The organism is Brevibacterium sediminis (assembly GCF_024895295.1).
In the GTDB taxonomy this organism is placed as follows: Bacteria; Actinomycetota; Actinomycetes; order Actinomycetales; family Brevibacteriaceae; genus Brevibacterium; species Brevibacterium sediminis.
Genome location: NZ_JAHQRN010000005.1, coordinates 286,432 through 300,264 on the forward strand (window position 1 = coordinate 286,432; position 13,833 = coordinate 300,264).

Here is a 13,833-nt window from a genome sequence, read left to right on the forward strand (position 1 = left end):
GAATCATGACCACTGCGGCAAACCGACTCAAGGACAAGATCTGCGTCATCACCGGCGGTGCCTCGGGCATCGGACTCGCCAGTGCCCGCCGTCTGACCGAAGAAGGCGCGAAGGTCGTCATCGGCGACCTCGACGAAGTGCGTGGACCCGAGGTCGCCGACGAGCTCGGCGGACTCTTCGTGCGAGTCAACGTAGCCGATGAGGAGGAGGTGAAGAACCTGTTCGCCCGCTCTGTCGAGCACTTCGGACGCGTCGACGTCGCCTTCAACAACGCAGGCATCAACCCGACCGACGACAATTCGATCCTCACCACCGACATCGAGGCTTGGGCGAGGGTGCAGACGGTCAACCTCACCTCCGTCTATCTCTGCAGCAAATACGCCCTCGAGCACATGGTCAAGCAGGGATCGGGGTCGGTCATCAATACGGCGTCGTTCGTCGCGCTCATGGGAGCGGCGACTTCGCAGATCTCCTACTCGGCGTCGAAAGGCGGAGTCCTGTCGATGAGCCGTGAGCTCGGCGTCCAGTTCGCGAAGGATGGCATCCGCGTCAACGCACTGTGCCCGGGACCGGTGAACACCCCGTTGCTGCGTGAGCTCTTCGCCTCGGACCCCGTGCAGGCGCAGCGGCGACTCGTCCACTGCCCCGGTGGGCGCTTCGCCGAACCTGAGGAGATCGCTGCCGCCGTGGCCTTCCTCGCCAGCGACGACTCCTCCTTCGTCAACGCCTCGACCTTCACTGTCGACGGCGGCATCTCCTCGGCTTACGTCACCGCCGAATAGAGGCGCACGGAGGGTGAGAAGATGGGGCCATGACTTCCGTGAGAATCCTTGCCATCGAACACGAACGTGGCACTGGACCGCAGAGGTTCGGTGAATGGCTGATCGAAGCCGGCGCCGAGGTGGTCGTGGCCCGTCCTTACGTCGGCGAGGTGATACCGGAGCTCGGTTCGTTCGACGCCCTCATCGTCCTCGGCGGATCCGCGGGGCCCACCGAGGACGATGAGAATCCCTGGTTCCCCGAGGTCAGGCATCTGCTCCGCCGGTCGATCGCGGGGGAGTTCCCCAGCCTCAACATCTGCCTCGGCGGGGAGATGCTTGCCGTCGCAGGCGATGCTCCGATCTGGCGGCGTTCGCACCCGCAGATCGGGATCTACGAACTGGGTGTCACCTCGGCGGGGGCATCCGACCCGGTGTTCGGGGCACTGGCCGGTGGTGGTTCAACCAGTGCTGGGGAGACTGAAGGGGAGTCGCTGCCCTCCGTGCTCTTCCATCAGGAGGAGATGGCGCTGCCGCCCGGAGCCGAACTCCTGGTCACCGGTTCCGACGCCCCGGTCCAGGCCTTCCGCCTCGGCGAATTCGCGTGGGGCACCCAGTTCCACCCGGAAACCGATGCCGCGCAGATCGCTCGCTGGCTAGACGGCAACGACCTGGCCCTGCCGGCCGGCAAGACCGAGGACTCGATCATCGCCGAGGTCGAGGTGGACGATTCCGCTCTCGTCGACAATGGGAGGCGATTGGCTCGTGCCTTCGTGGAATTCCTGGAGGGCCGGCGTCGGGCAGGCCGGGAATGCAAGCTGGAATGCAGACAGCAAAGCACGAAGGCCGCGGACTGAGTCCGCGGCCTTCGGGCCTGGCCTTTCTGGGCTGAGCCCGGCCCCGTCGGGTGGTTCCTCCTCACGGTGAAGGAGGAACCACCTCGGCGATGGTGGGTCAGTCTTCGGCTTTCTTGAGCTTCTGATCGGTGTTGGTGTAGTAGATCCCATCGGCGGTCGAGCCGACGAGCCCCATCGTCACTCGCAGCAATCCGGGTTCGACGTCGTCCATGGGCGGCGTCTCCGGTCCCAGGGTGAGCGACTTTCCGTCCTTCGTCGTGGCGGTGATCGAGCCGATGTACACGGTGACATCGCCCTTCAGCGTCATCGTGTCGGCCGTCGTCACCAGTCCATACTCCTCGTCCGGCGGCTTCACCGTCAGCGAGAAGCCTTCGATCGAGATCTCTTCGGCCTGCAGCTTCAGAGTCACGATGGACCCGCCGTCAGCGGTGGGCACCGAGACGAACGAAATGCCCTTCAGGCCCTTGAATGAGAGTCCTTCCGAACCCATTGCGGCCGGAGTCTTCGTGAAGACCGGTGCGTTCTCATCCATCTGTGCATCGGACGGGAACTCACCGTTGCCCTCTTTCTCCGAGCCTTCATCCTCGTCCTCGGTCGGGTCGTCGCTGGGCTCATCGAGTCCCAGACCACCCGGATCCGTAGGTTCGTCGGACGGTTCCTCCGTCGGTTCCTCGCTCGGTTCATCCGTGGGGCCCGGTGCGGGCAGCGAGGGGTCTGACGTCGGTGGATCACTGGGCTTCACCGGCATTCCGGGCGACAGGCTCCCCGCAGGTGCGGAGTCCTTGGCCTTTGCGGAATCCTCGTCATCGCAGGTGCCCACGAGCGAGCACAGCGGTGACGAGTGGGCGGCTGCAACCGAACCCGCCCCGAGAGTCGTCGGGAGGATCAGGACAGCTGCCGCGAGGATTGAGGCCGTGCGGCGGCTGGGTGCCCTCATGCAGTCTCCCCCTCAGCGGCTTCGGACTCCTTCGGCCCACGCGGTCCCATCCATGCGACGATGAGGATCGCGCCGATGGTGGACAGCAGCATGCCGATGATGAACCCGCCGAGGTTCACTCCGATGAGTGAATAGACTGCGAGGACGAGAGCGATGATCCCGTAGAACACATGATGCGTGGGACGGAAGATCGACAGCAGAGCGAGGACGACGATGGCGATCGGAACCACCGTCGCCTGCAGACCCTCGATGCCGAACTGGATCTGCATATTGCCGAGGTCCAGCTGACCGGAGAAGAAGAGCTCGATTCCGCCGAGGACGGCAAGCACGCCTCCGATAAAGGGCCGCTGCCGACGCCAGTGCTTGAACCCCTGGCGCTTCTTCTCGGCGCCTTCGGTCATCTCGGCTCCCTCGCTGTTGTCAGCATCACCCGTCTCCGGCGCCGCGACTGCGAATTCTGCCGTCTCGACGCCGGATTCGGTGTGGTCGCTCTGTTCGTTGGCGCGTCGACTCCGCCGGGACAGCGCAAGCAGGCTCGTCTTCTGCACGGTGTCCTCCTGTTCGGCGGCCCCCCGTTCATCGGTCGGCTGCCCGTTGGCTGCTGAGTCCCTCATCAGTCGCACTGCTCAGATCCGTCGGTGAGCTTCAGCGACATGTCCTTGAGGGTGAAGACCGAGGCCGTGGTCGACCAGGAATCCTGCTTGAGGTCCTTGATCGAGATGGTGTCGGAGTCCTGGGCGAAGTCGCCCTTGCTTCCCTTGGCCTTCGTATTGACGTCGGAGGCATCGACGCCGATGCGGATGTTCTTGAATTCCGCATCGCCCTTGAGGCCGGTCATGCCGATCTGCAGATCCTTCGCCGAGGCGGGGGTGCCCTTTCCGCCGGCCTTGATGAGGATGCCCACCTTGCCCAGAGGAGTCTCCTGGACGGCCGACTGGCAGAGGTTCTCCAGGGTCGCATCCTTGATGTTCGCGGTGACGACGGCGTGCTTGCCGCCCTCGGCGTCCTTGGCGACTCCGCTGTACTGGGAGAATCCGGTTCCCTCGAGCTGCGACGAGGCGATCTTGAACTGAGTCCCGGAGATGGCGAACGAGACCGGCACCGCGCCCTGGGCCACCCCGCCCATGAGCATGGCTGAGACGACACCCGTGGGAATTGCGACCATGGCGATGCGACCGGCATGGGATGAGACGAGCCTGCGGATGAGGCTGGGATTGCGGAACTTCATTGATCCTCCTTGACCACCGAAGGCTCGGTGGGCATCAGCGTGTGACGTAAGTTACTACGGGGTGTTACCCGACAGTATCGTGGGTGAAGTTTGAGCGTCAACATCTTTTGTCGACGGGGCTCGCAAGGGCGCGGGTGCGAGCGGTCGTGCGGCCAGGTTCCAAGCAGTCGTGTCGGATCATCACGTTCATCATCGGCCCAGGTCAGACGATGCGTCAGCGGCGACCGTGGGAGAGATCTGAACCACGAATGATGCCCCGGCGGCCCCGCCCGAGACGACGGAATCCGAGGAAAAGCAGTTCGTGAACAAAACTTTCAAAACTCAGCTGGATCGGCACGCTCAGGGCGTTGCGAACTCAGCGGCGAGAGCAGCGCGCAGGGCGATGATCAGCGGAGTCCGGGCGCTGCCGCGACGGATCGCCGTCGAGATCCGCCTGCTCGCAGGTTCCGGCAGCCGGTGAGTTGAGATCGTCGCAGAATCGATGCCTGCGTTCGCTGCGGCCGCCTGCAGAGACATGCGCGGAACCAGCGCCGAGGCGAGGCCGAGAGCGACGAACCGGACGAGCAGGAGGATATCTGAGGACTCGGTGCGCACCTCGGGTTCGAAGCCTGCCCTTCGGCATTCGGCGCGCGACCAGTGTCCGGCGCGGGTATCTGCCGGCTCCATGGCCCAGGCATGGTGGGCGCACCCGTCAAGACTCAGGACCGAATGCGGATCCGAAGTGTTCGAGCCAGCGGCGGCGGGAGTGATGAGGCAGAGCTCGTCGTCGCCGAGCACCTCGGTCTCAACCCCTTCGTCACGGCGCGCCGGAAGAGACGGATAGTCCTCCTGGAGGACGAGATCGAAATCCCGGGCGAGCAGCGCCGGGACGGCATCCTCGGTGCGGATGTGCGTTGTGATGACCGTGAGGTCGGGATGGTCCCGGGCCAGCCGGGCGAGCGCGCCGGGCACGATCGTATGCAGCGCGGTCTGGAAGGCGGCGATGCGCACGGTGCCGCCCACACGATGCCGGACCTCGGCGATCTCGGCCTCCGCGGCTTCAAGCTCACGCAGGACCGCCTCGGTACGGGCGACGAGGATCTGCGCTTCCTCCGTCAGGCGCACCCCGCGACCCACGCGTTCGAGCAGCTGTGCGCCGACCTCGGACTCGAGGGTCTTGAGCTGATGGGAGACCGAGGATGGGTCCTGGCCCAGAGCGGCCGCGGCCGCAGCCAGACTGCCGCGGGCTGCGACCTCCCGCAGCAGACGGAGCCGTCTGAGACTGAACATCGTGCCTCCGGTGCAGGGTGAACTCTGAACGATGGAGTTCAAAAGATGAAGAAAGTTCATGAGTAATGGTGGAAACCAGTCTATCGATTTCATGAGTCCGCGTTCGTAGGCTCGAGATCAGACACTCGAGAAAGGACGCTCAATGACCGCGACCACGTGCCCGAACAGCACAGACCTTCGCATCGACGGTGACCGACTGTGGGCCGACCTCATGGCTCTCGCCGCGATCGGCTCCTATGACGATGAGGCGACCGGCCTCGTGGGGGTCAATCGGCAGTCGCTGACGGATGAGGACCGGGCGGGACGCGAACTGCTCATCTCCTGGATGGAGGAGCTCGGCCTTGAGGTCACGATCGACGAGATGGGTACGATCTTCGGCCGACGCGAAGGTCTGGGGCCCGAGCTCGCGCCCGTGCTCGTCGGTTCGCACATCGACACCGTGGCCACCGCCGGCGCCTTCGACGGCTGCCTCGGTGTGCTCGGCGGGCTGGCCGTGATCCGCGCCTTCGCCGAGGCGGGCCTCCAGCCCCGTCGCCCCATCGTCGTAGCCGCGTGGACCGAAGAGGAGGGAGTGCGCTTCGGCACCGATATGCTCGGGTCCGCCGTCGCGGCGGGGCGACTGAGCCTCGATTACGCCTACGGACTCACCGATGAGACCGGAGCACGGTTCGGTGACGAACTGAGGCGCATCGGCTTCAAGGGCGAGCGTCCCGTGCACATCGACCCGCCGCACGCCTACCTCGAATGCCATATCGAGCAGGGACCCGTGTTGGCTCAGGAGGACCGCGTGATCGGCATCGTCACCGGAGTCCAGTCGATCTCCTGGCAGAAGGTGACCCTTCACGGCCGTGCAGCCCACGCTGGAACCACCCCGACCGAACTGCGCATCGACGCCGGCCTGGCCGCCGCGCAGATCATCGTCGAGGTCCGACGCATGGTTGACTCCGGCGCCTACGGACGGCTGCGGGCGACGGTCGGTCGCATCGAGACCTCCCCGGGACTGCCGAGCGTCGTGCCCGATCGGGCCGAGATCACCGTCGATCTGCGCAATCCCGACGATGAGCACATGGCTCGCGCCGAGGCGGACCTCGCCGCCTTTCTCGAGCGTCTTCCCGACAGCCAGCCCGGGCTGCGGGTGGAGGCGGCGCAGATGGCGCGGACCAAGGCCGTGCCCTTCAGCGAAGCCGTGCAGGACACGCTCGAGACCGCAGCGAAGGAACGCGGCTATGATTCGATGCGGCTGATGTCCGGGGCCGGCCACGATGCGCAGGAGATGGCCGCGATCGCCCCGGCGGCCATGGTTTTCGTCCGCGGTCAGCATCACGGAATCAGTCATAACCCCCGCGAATACTCGACCCCCGAGGACTGCCGCGCCGGTGTCGAGGTCCTGGCCTCAGCAGTGAAGGAACTGAGCTCATGATCGGCGAATCCACGCATCCGCAGGAATTCCACCGCACGATCCCCGGTTATCGGGTCACCGACCTCATCGATCTGCCCGGTCTCGCCGTCGAGGTGGGGGCCGCCTCGGTGCGGGTGAAAGACGAATCCGATCGCTTCGGTCTGCCGGCATTCAAGGCACTTGGAGCATCATGGGCAGTCAATCGGGTGATCAGCGCACACCTCGGTCTGCCTCCGGCCGCGACGTTCGCCGAACTCAGTGACCGCGCCGCGGGACTCGAGCTCGTCCTCGTCACCGCCTCCGACGGCAATCACGGCCGGGCGCTCGCCCATATCGCCGCCCGCCTGGGGCTGCGCTCACGCATCCACGTGCCCGCGGGTCTGCCTGCCAGCACGCTTGAGGCTATCCGCGGCGAAGGGGCCGAACTCGTGGAGACCGGCCTCATCTACGACCGGTCCGTCGAGGACGCGGCGGCGAGCTGTGGCGACGGGGAGCTGCTCGTTCAGGACACGGCATGGGACGGCTACGAGGACGTGCCAGGGTGGATCGTCGACGGGTATTCGACGCTGTTCGCCGAGGTCGATGAGCAGCTGGGCGGACCCGCTTCGCTCATCCTCGTGCCCAGCGGGGTCGGCTCCCTGCTCCAGGCCGCCGTCGTCCACCAGGGTAGGCACGGGCCGGAAGCCCGCGTGATCGCCGTCGAACCGGTCACGGCTGCGTGCATCACCGCGTCGATGCGGGCAGGACGGCCGGTGAGCGTCGACACCTCGCAGCCGACCTCGATGGCCGGGCTCAACTGCGGGACCGTCTCGTCCCTGGCCTGGCCCGTCCTCCAGTCCGGACTCGACGATTCGGTCACGGTGACCGACACCGAGGCGGCCGCCGCCCAGGACGAACTCCATGACCTCGGTGTGGCGGTCGGCCCGTGTGGAGCCGCCTCGTTGGCGGGGCTGAGAGCCGCGCTCACCGCGTCCGGTGGACCGGGCGGCCTCGGACTCGATGAGTCCGCGCACATCGTCCTGCTCAGCACGGAATCGGCTGCGGCCAATGCCGGAGTCGACGCGCTCAGCGCACCGGCGCATCGGGACCGAGCGGAATGCCCAGACCCCACCACAGGAAGAACAGCAGGCTCCAGCTGATCGTCATGCACACGGCCAAGGGCAGGGTGTGAGAGGCGAGCGTGCCGATGCCGGCACTCTTCTGATACTTCTGCATGAACCCGAGCGCGAGGATGAAGTACGGGCTCATCGGGGTGATGGCCGTCGACCCCGAGTCGGCGATGCGGAAGATCGCCTGTGAGGTCTCCGGCGGCACCTCGAGCAGCATGAGCAGCGGCACGATGACCGGGGCCATGATCGCCCACATCGCCGAGCCGGAGGTGATGAGCACGTTGACGACCGAGAGCACGAGCAGGACGAGGATGAACACCACCCACGTCGGCAGGCCGAGGCCGGTGAAGAGTTCGGACACGGAGACCGAGACGAGCATGCCGATGTTCGTCCACTCGAAGTACTCGAGGAACTGGGCGATGGCGAAGAAGAGGACGAGGACCCCGGAGATCGAGGCGAGCCCCTGACCCATGAGCTTCGGCACGTCCGACCAGGTCTCGATCGTGCCCTCGCGGAAGCCGTAGACGATGCCGCCGATGCCGAAGAGCATGGCGATGAGGAAGGCGATTCCGGTGAGGAACGGCGACTCGCCGAAGGGCCCGTCGCCGCGCAGGGGCGCGCCGTCTGGGACGACGAGGACGACGATGGCGATGACCGCAGCGATGACGGCGAACATGGCCAGGCGCAGGGCCTTGCGCTCCTTGTCGGTGATGACGAGGTCTTCGTGTTCGGCATCCTCGTCGGCTTCGAGGTTGTCGCGCTTCATGAGCACGAGCTCGGTGACGATCGTGATGACGATGGCCAGCAGGACGGAGCTGGCGATGTTGAAGTACCAGTTGCCGATCGGGGTGACGATGTAGTCGGGGTCGATGATGTTCGCCGCAGCCGTCGTGATGCCCGCGAAGATGGCATCGTTGGGCGTCGGGATCGGGCTGGCATCGTAACCGGAGGCGATCGAGGTGTACGCGACGATGACGCCGAGGACGGGGGAGCGGCCCACGGCCTTGAACACCATTCCGCCGAGCGGGACGAGGATGACATAGGCCGCTGCCGAGGCGACGTGGGAGACCGTGCCCATGAATGCGACCGTGAAGACGATGAGTCCGGCCGGGACGCGGGCGATCGAGACCTTCATCGCCGTCGACAGCAGGCCGGTGCGTTCGGCCAGGGCCACGCCCATGATGACGACCATGATCGTGATGAGTGGTGGGAAGGTCTCATAGGCGTCGAGCGCGGTGTTCACGGCCATGGCGATGCCCTCGCCGCTGAGGAGGTTGTTCACCGGGGTCCAGTCCCCGGTGCCGGGATCGTCGACTCCCGCGCCGGCGAGGGAGAGGACGAGGCTGAATACGGCGAGGATCGCCGCGAGGATCCAGAACAGCCAGAAGGGGTTCGGCAGCTTGTTGCCGACGACTTCGATGACGTTGAGGGCGCGAATGACCAGCGGCAGCTTCTCCTGCTCGTCGGTCTGCACGGTATCGGTGGTCTGGGTCGGTTTCATTGTGAGCTCCTGAGAGTCCAGGCGGGATTTTCGGGCAGGGTCCACCAGGGCACGGTGATTACGGCGCTGGAATCGGGTGTTCTGTGGTGGGGTGCGGGCCGAGCGGCCGGTCAGTGAGAAGCGGGTGTCACAGTCTCTGCAGCTCCTGACAGTAGGCGACGAGTCGGTCGACGACCTCGCCGAGGATGTCCTCCCCGGCCGCGGCCGTGGCGGTCCGCGGATCGCCGAGGACGCCGTTGTCGGCGTAGCGGTCGAATGTCACCGCTGTTGACGGTGTTTTCGTTCGTGAGAGTCGGGCACGTGGGTCGAGATCGTCGAGCCGGGTGGCGCCGGGGTTGAGGTGGCCCGAGTCGACGAGGGATTCGTCGATGGCGAGCATCTGCGAGGTTTCGGACTCTCCGCAGTGGCCGCTGACCTCGGTGCGCGGCAGCTGGGCGGTCGCCTCGGTGGCCAATGCTGAGACCGGAGCATAGGCGAAGACGAAGTCCGGATGGGTGGCGAGCAGGGACTGCTGGACCACGCCGAGCGCGGCGAGGTTGCCGCCGTGGCCGGTGATGACGAGGAGTCTGTCGAATCCGGCATCGGCGAGCTGACGCACGATCGAGGAGACGAGGTCGATGAACAGCTGCGGACCGATGTTGATCGTGCCGGGCAGGAAGCGGTGATGCGGGGAGACCCCGTAGTCGATGCTCGGCAGGACGAAGGCGCTGCCCTCCCGAACCTGATCGCCGTCGATGAGCGCGTCGACGACGGCGCGGGCGACGTGAGCGGCTCGGATGTTGTCGGTGCCCAGAGGAAGTCCGTCACCGTGCTGTTCGCAGGCGCCGACGGGAAGGACGAGCAGGCTGCTTCGATCCTTCGCGAGCTCGACCTCCAAAGAGGTGAGTTCGGCGTAGTCGCGGATATGCGGGCGGATCTCGGAGATCGTCGGGCGGCTCATTGCTGGGATCCTCCGATGGTGTCGGCGTCACCGGTCTGGTCTGTATCGTCCGCCCAGTCGGCGAGGACGGCGGCCTTGATCGCCTCGAGGTGCTTGCGGGTGCGGTGGGAGGCTTCGAAGCCGTCGCCGCGGCGGATCGCATCGAGGATGTCCGCGTGTTCGTCGTGGTCGCGCAGTCGGTCGTAGCTCGTGCGCGCCGCCTGCTGGGTCCGCGAATGGATGGCCAGCAGGGACACGAGCATCTCGTGCAGAGCGCGGTTGCCCGAGGCGCGAGCGAGTTCGACGTGGAAGTGGCCGGCCGGGACCGCGGTCTCGACCTGGAGGGCGTTGTCGAGTGCGGATTCCATGGAGGACACGGCGTCAGGTTTCTGGACTGTCGCTGCGAGCTCGGCGATTCCGGGCTCGATGGCGATGCGGGCGTCGAGGAGTTCGATGGCCGCGGCGAGATCGACGGGCACATAGTGCGGGTTGTCGAGGATGCGACGGTTGATCGCTTCGCGGACGTAGGTGCCCGAACCGTGCTTGAGCTCGACCGACCCCGTGGCCTCGAGCCGGCGCAGAGCCTCCCGGACGGTGGGCACGGTGACCTCGAAGCGTGCGGCGAGGACCTTCGCCGACGGCAGGGTCTGCCCGGGCTGGAGGTTCTCGGTGCGAATGGTGTCGACGATTTCGCGAGTGAGGCGTTCGACGAGTCCGACGGTGGACGTCATGGTGCTCTCCTTCAAGTGTTTAAGTCATCTAATCACTTTGAGTGATGTGTGTCAACGGTCACTTCTGGGGCGGGCCTGGTTGGTCACTTCTGGGTGGGCCCCTGCGTTGTTCCCGGGTGGCTGCGGAAGAAGTCCCAGACCGTGCTCGTGGCCGAGAAGTTCTTCGTGACGTATCCGCCTCCGCTGTAGACGACCTCACCGGGCCAGACGTGGCCGCCGTCGGCGACGGTGTAGAGCTCGACGGAGGCGTCGCACCGCGTCCACTGGGTGCGCACAACGTCTTCGCCTTTGCGGCCGACCTGGCGTTCCTTCGTTCTCGCGCAGCCGGAGGCCTCCGCCCATGGCTGGATCCACTCGCGGACTCCCGGGTAGTCCTCGCCCTGACGGTGGCCGCCCTCGTAGTGCATTGTCGCGTCCCCGGTGCCGTGGATCGCGAGCATCGGTGTGGGTGTCGAGTAATCGCAGCCCTCCGTCGACTGCGGATAGTAGGCGCCGGCGACGGGAGCGAAGGCGGAGAAGCGATCGCGCAGGTGACAGGCGAGGACGGAGACCATGCCGCCGCCGTTCGACTTGCCGGTGGCATAGACCCGATTGAGGTCGATGCAGTGCTCGGATTCGACCGAATCGAGCAGCTCGGCGACGAACGCGACGTCATCGGCACCGCTGGCGTACGGGGCGCCCTGCCAGGAGCGTTTGCCGTCGCCTTCGTCGCCTTCGTCGCCGTCGGGGAAGACGGTGATCGCGGGAAGGGTCGGCAGCCCCGTGTAGTTCTGGAATTCGGCGCCGTCGGAACCGTTGCCGTGGAACCCGAGGACGAGCGGCAGGGGAGTCTCAAGCTCGTAGTCGCGCGGGATGTTGATCCGGTAGCTGCGCTCGCCGTCTTCCGTCGAGATCGTCTTCTCGTCGTTGCCGGGCTTCTGCTCGGTGCCGCAGCCGGCCGACGGGGCGGCCGGTATCGTCGATGCTTTCTTGCTGGTTGTGTGAGCGGCGGCAGAATGCGCGGGTGCGGTCTGTGCGGTGGCGGCCATTCCTGGGGTCGCAACTGTGCCCGTCAGCAGAGCAGCGCTCGCGGCGGTCGCGAGCAGAGCGGTCATGATGCGTTTCGTCGTCGATGACATCGTCAGTCCTTTGATCGTCGGTGATCGTGGTGAGGACTCTAGCACAGGTCATCAGATGACTAGAAGAGTTGGCGATGACGGTGGCGTCGTCGAGGTGACAGCGGTGTTGCCGATCCGGAACCCGCAGCTGGAAGGTGTTCGACTCAGGCCGTCTGGGGCGCATCCCCTTCGATGGTCGACCAGTTCGCCTTCGTCAGTGCGACGGCATGCGCATGCTCACCGGAACGGATGGCGGCGATGATCTCGGTGTGCTGCTCCGGTGAGGCTGATCCCTTCACCGATTCGAAATGCAGGAACTCCGCGCGGCGCAGAGTGGCGGTGACGACCTCGAGGTGATCGGGAATGAGGGGATTGCCGGATCGGGTGAGGGCCACCTCGTGGAAGTCGTCATCGGCGGCGATCGCCGCCTCGGCATCGCCGACTGCGAGGGCCGCGCTCAATCGCCCGTTTGCCTGCTCCATCTCAGTCAGCGCCTCCTCGTCGAGGGCGGGGAAGGCGAGGTCGATCGCCAGGCCGTGGAGTTCGGCGGCGATCTGCCGCGCCGCGAGGATGAGCTCCGGATCCTCTGGGGCCACGCGCGTCATCCGGCCTGGCTCCGCCACGACGAGTCCGGCCTGTGCCAAGCGTTGGAGCGCCTCGCGCACAGGAGTTCTGGATACCTGGAGCCAGGCACCGAGCTCCTGATCGCGCAGCTGTTCCCCGGGGGCGAGCTGGCCGCGGACGATGGCGTCGCGGATCGACCGATAGACGTCATCGCGCAGCAGGCTGCGCTGCGGGGCGGGGGAATCCGTGGGGATCGGCACGCTCGGTCACCTTGTCTCTGAGTGGGCAGGTCTCGTCCCGCGGGATGGGGCTCGAACTCTGACCCATTGTAACCATCAGCAGAATGCAATATATTGCATATTGCGATCCAGGACACATCGCACAGGACACATCGCACGAGAGAGCGATCGCCCCGAAGCGAACGCTTCAGAGAACAGAGGACATCATGGCCATCACCGACTTCGAACGCTACCCACTCACCTTCGGACCGAGCCCCGTACACGAGCTCCCGCGACTGAGCGACCACCTCGGCGGGGCCCGTGTCTGGGCCAAACGGGAAGACGTCAACTCAGGACTCGCCTTCGGCGGCAACAAGACCCGCAAGCTCGAGTACATCGTTCCCGACGTTCTCGCCTCGGGTGCGGACACCCTCGTGTCCATCGGCGGCTACCAGTCCAACCACACCCGCCAGGTCGCCGCCGTTGCCGCTCACCTTGGACTGAAGGCGCGCCTGGTGCAGGAACGCTGGGTCGACTGGGAGGACCCGGTCAACGACAAGGTCGGCAACATCGAACTCTCGCGCATCATGGGAGCCGACGTCCGCCTCGACTCGGCCGGATTCGACATCGGCATCCGCTCGAGCTGGGAGAACGCCCTGGCCGAGGTCGAAGAATCAGGCGGCAAGCCCTACCCGATCCCGGCTGGCGCCTCCGAGCACAAGTTCGGCGGACTCGGATTTGCGAACTGGGCCTATGAGGTCGCTGACCAGGAGAAGGAGCTCGGCGTCTTCTTCGACACCATCGTCGTGTGCACCGTGACCGGCTCGACGCATGCCGGAATGATCGCCGGATTCGCCGCCCTCGAAGCCGCCGGCGGACGCCCCCGCAAGGTCATCGGCATCGATGCGTCGGCCACGATCGAGAAGACCCGCGACCAGGTGAAGAGGATCGCGAACACCACTGCCGAACTCATCGGCCTCGGGCGTGAGATCACCGCCGACGACGTCGATATCCGCACCGGTTGGGAAGGCCCGGCCTACGGCATCCCTGACGAGACGACCGTGAACGCGATCCGCACCACCGCCCAGCTCGAAGGCGTCATCCTCGACCCCGTCTACGAGGGCAAGTCGATGGCCGGACTCCTCGACCTCGTCGGAGACGGCACGATCGGCAGGGATTCCACCGTCCTCTATGCCCACCTCGGCGGACAGCTCGCACTCAACGCCTACTCCTCGATCTTCTGACG

14 protein-coding genes are annotated in these 13,833 nt (G+C 66.0%); 5 read left to right on the forward strand and 9 right to left on the reverse strand.

The window, feature by feature from the left end; translation table 11 throughout:
- Window positions 1-5 precede the first annotated feature (5 nt).
- On the forward strand, window positions 6-782 hold the full coding sequence (locus KTJ89_RS13565; RefSeq protein ID WP_139467685.1) for a 3-oxoacyl-ACP reductase: 777 nt from the start codon (window positions 6-8) through the stop codon (window positions 780-782).
- Between the two features lie 29 nt (window positions 783-811).
- Window positions 812-1,615: a type 1 glutamine amidotransferase gene (locus KTJ89_RS13570; protein ID WP_259358082.1), complete on the forward strand. Its 804-nt coding sequence runs from the start codon at window positions 812-814 to the stop codon at window positions 1,613-1,615.
- 97 nt (window positions 1,616-1,712) lie between these two features.
- Here KTJ89_RS13570 and KTJ89_RS13575 read toward each other — a convergent pair whose 3' ends face one another.
- From KTJ89_RS13575 to KTJ89_RS13590, 4 genes are all read right to left on the reverse strand, one after another.
- Window positions 1,713-2,552: a hypothetical protein gene (locus tag KTJ89_RS13575; protein ID WP_259358083.1), complete on the reverse strand. Its 840-nt coding sequence runs from the start codon at window positions 2,550-2,552 to the stop codon at window positions 1,713-1,715.
- On the reverse strand, window positions 2,549-3,166 hold the full coding sequence (locus tag KTJ89_RS13580; RefSeq protein ID WP_259358084.1) for a DUF6114 domain-containing protein: 618 nt from the start codon (window positions 3,164-3,166) through the stop codon (window positions 2,549-2,551). Before KTJ89_RS13580 ends, KTJ89_RS13575 begins: the two co-directional genes overlap by 4 nt.
- The gene (locus KTJ89_RS13585; RefSeq protein ID WP_139467688.1) at window positions 3,166-3,780 is read right to left on the reverse strand and encodes a DUF6230 family protein; all 615 of its coding nucleotides are present in this window, start codon (window positions 3,778-3,780) and stop codon (window positions 3,166-3,168) included. The genes KTJ89_RS13580 and KTJ89_RS13585 overlap by 1 nt, the downstream gene beginning before the upstream one ends.
- 339 nt (window positions 3,781-4,119) lie before the next feature.
- Window positions 4,120-5,049, reverse strand: a complete 930-nt coding sequence (locus KTJ89_RS13590) for a LysR family transcriptional regulator (protein ID WP_259358085.1) — start codon at window positions 5,047-5,049, stop codon at window positions 4,120-4,122.
- A gap of 142 nt (window positions 5,050-5,191) precedes the next feature.
- On the opposite strand from KTJ89_RS13590, the gene KTJ89_RS13595 reads away from it, so the two are divergent.
- On the forward strand, window positions 5,192-6,469 hold the full coding sequence (locus KTJ89_RS13595; RefSeq protein WP_259358086.1) for a M20 family metallo-hydrolase: 1,278 nt from the start codon (window positions 5,192-5,194) through the stop codon (window positions 6,467-6,469).
- The gene (locus KTJ89_RS13600) at window positions 6,466-7,587 is read left to right on the forward strand and encodes a diaminopropionate ammonia-lyase (RefSeq protein WP_172173020.1); all 1,122 of its coding nucleotides are present in this window, start codon (window positions 6,466-6,468) and stop codon (window positions 7,585-7,587) included. The genes KTJ89_RS13595 and KTJ89_RS13600 overlap by 4 nt, the downstream gene beginning before the upstream one ends.
- On the opposite strand, the gene KTJ89_RS13605 is transcribed toward KTJ89_RS13600, so the two are convergent.
- The 5 genes from KTJ89_RS13605 to KTJ89_RS13625 form a co-directional block, all read right to left on the reverse strand.
- Entirely contained in the window at window positions 7,514-9,058 is a 1,545-nt protein-coding gene (locus KTJ89_RS13605) for an AbgT family transporter (RefSeq protein WP_259358087.1), read from the reverse strand. The genes KTJ89_RS13600 and KTJ89_RS13605 overlap by 74 nt on opposite strands.
- A gap of 127 nt (window positions 9,059-9,185) precedes the next feature.
- Window positions 9,186-9,998, reverse strand: coding sequence for a creatininase family protein (locus KTJ89_RS13610; RefSeq protein ID WP_259358089.1), 813 nt, complete (start codon window positions 9,996-9,998; stop codon window positions 9,186-9,188).
- Complete coding sequence (locus tag KTJ89_RS13615) at window positions 9,995-10,708, reverse strand: FadR/GntR family transcriptional regulator (protein WP_259358090.1); 714 nt, start codon at window positions 10,706-10,708, stop codon at window positions 9,995-9,997. Before KTJ89_RS13615 ends, KTJ89_RS13610 begins: the two co-directional genes overlap by 4 nt.
- A gap of 83 nt (window positions 10,709-10,791) precedes the next feature.
- Window positions 10,792-11,826, reverse strand: coding sequence for a CE1 family esterase (locus KTJ89_RS13620; protein WP_259358091.1), 1,035 nt, complete (start codon window positions 11,824-11,826; stop codon window positions 10,792-10,794).
- Between the two features lie 143 nt (window positions 11,827-11,969).
- Window positions 11,970-12,629, reverse strand: a complete 660-nt coding sequence (locus KTJ89_RS13625) for a GntR family transcriptional regulator (protein ID WP_259358092.1) — start codon at window positions 12,627-12,629, stop codon at window positions 11,970-11,972.
- Between the two features lie 185 nt (window positions 12,630-12,814).
- Here KTJ89_RS13625 and KTJ89_RS13630 point away from each other — a divergent pair, with 185 nt between their 5' ends.
- Window positions 12,815-13,831 carry a 1-aminocyclopropane-1-carboxylate deaminase gene (locus tag KTJ89_RS13630; protein WP_259358093.1) on the forward strand — a complete coding sequence of 339 codons (1,017 nt, stop codon included), beginning with the start codon at window positions 12,815-12,817 and terminating at the stop codon, window positions 13,829-13,831.
- Window positions 13,832-13,833: the final 2 nt, after the last annotated feature.

What these genes read in the sequence shown, in the direction of transcription:
- KTJ89_RS13565 (WP_139467685.1), top strand. Translation starts at nt 6, where the DNA reads ATGACCACTGCGGCAAACCGACTCAAGGACAAGATCTGCGTCATCACC.
- KTJ89_RS13570 (WP_259358082.1), top strand. Translation starts at nt 812, where the DNA reads ATGACTTCCGTGAGAATCCTTGCCATCGAACACGAACGTGGCACTGGA.
- KTJ89_RS13575 (WP_259358083.1), bottom strand. Translation starts at nt 2,552, where the DNA reads ATGAGGGCACCCAGCCGCCGCACGGCCTCAATCCTCGCGGCAGCTGTC.
- KTJ89_RS13580 (WP_259358084.1), bottom strand. Translation starts at nt 3,166, where the DNA reads ATGAGGGACTCAGCAGCCAACGGGCAGCCGACCGATGAACGGGGGGCC.
- KTJ89_RS13585 (WP_139467688.1), bottom strand. Translation starts at nt 3,780, where the DNA reads ATGAAGTTCCGCAATCCCAGCCTCATCCGCAGGCTCGTCTCATCCCAT.
- KTJ89_RS13590 (WP_259358085.1), bottom strand. Translation starts at nt 5,049, where the DNA reads ATGTTCAGTCTCAGACGGCTCCGTCTGCTGCGGGAGGTCGCAGCCCGC.
- KTJ89_RS13595 (WP_259358086.1), top strand. Translation starts at nt 5,192, where the DNA reads ATGACCGCGACCACGTGCCCGAACAGCACAGACCTTCGCATCGACGGT.
- KTJ89_RS13600 (WP_172173020.1), top strand. Translation starts at nt 6,466, where the DNA reads ATGATCGGCGAATCCACGCATCCGCAGGAATTCCACCGCACGATCCCC.
- KTJ89_RS13605 (WP_259358087.1), bottom strand. Translation starts at nt 9,058, where the DNA reads ATGAAACCGACCCAGACCACCGATACCGTGCAGACCGACGAGCAGGAG.
- KTJ89_RS13610 (WP_259358089.1), bottom strand. Translation starts at nt 9,998, where the DNA reads ATGAGCCGCCCGACGATCTCCGAGATCCGCCCGCATATCCGCGACTAC.
- KTJ89_RS13615 (WP_259358090.1), bottom strand. Translation starts at nt 10,708, where the DNA reads ATGACGTCCACCGTCGGACTCGTCGAACGCCTCACTCGCGAAATCGTC.
- KTJ89_RS13620 (WP_259358091.1), bottom strand. Translation starts at nt 11,826, where the DNA reads ATGTCATCGACGACGAAACGCATCATGACCGCTCTGCTCGCGACCGCC.
- KTJ89_RS13630 (WP_259358093.1), top strand. Translation starts at nt 12,815, where the DNA reads ATGGCCATCACCGACTTCGAACGCTACCCACTCACCTTCGGACCGAGC.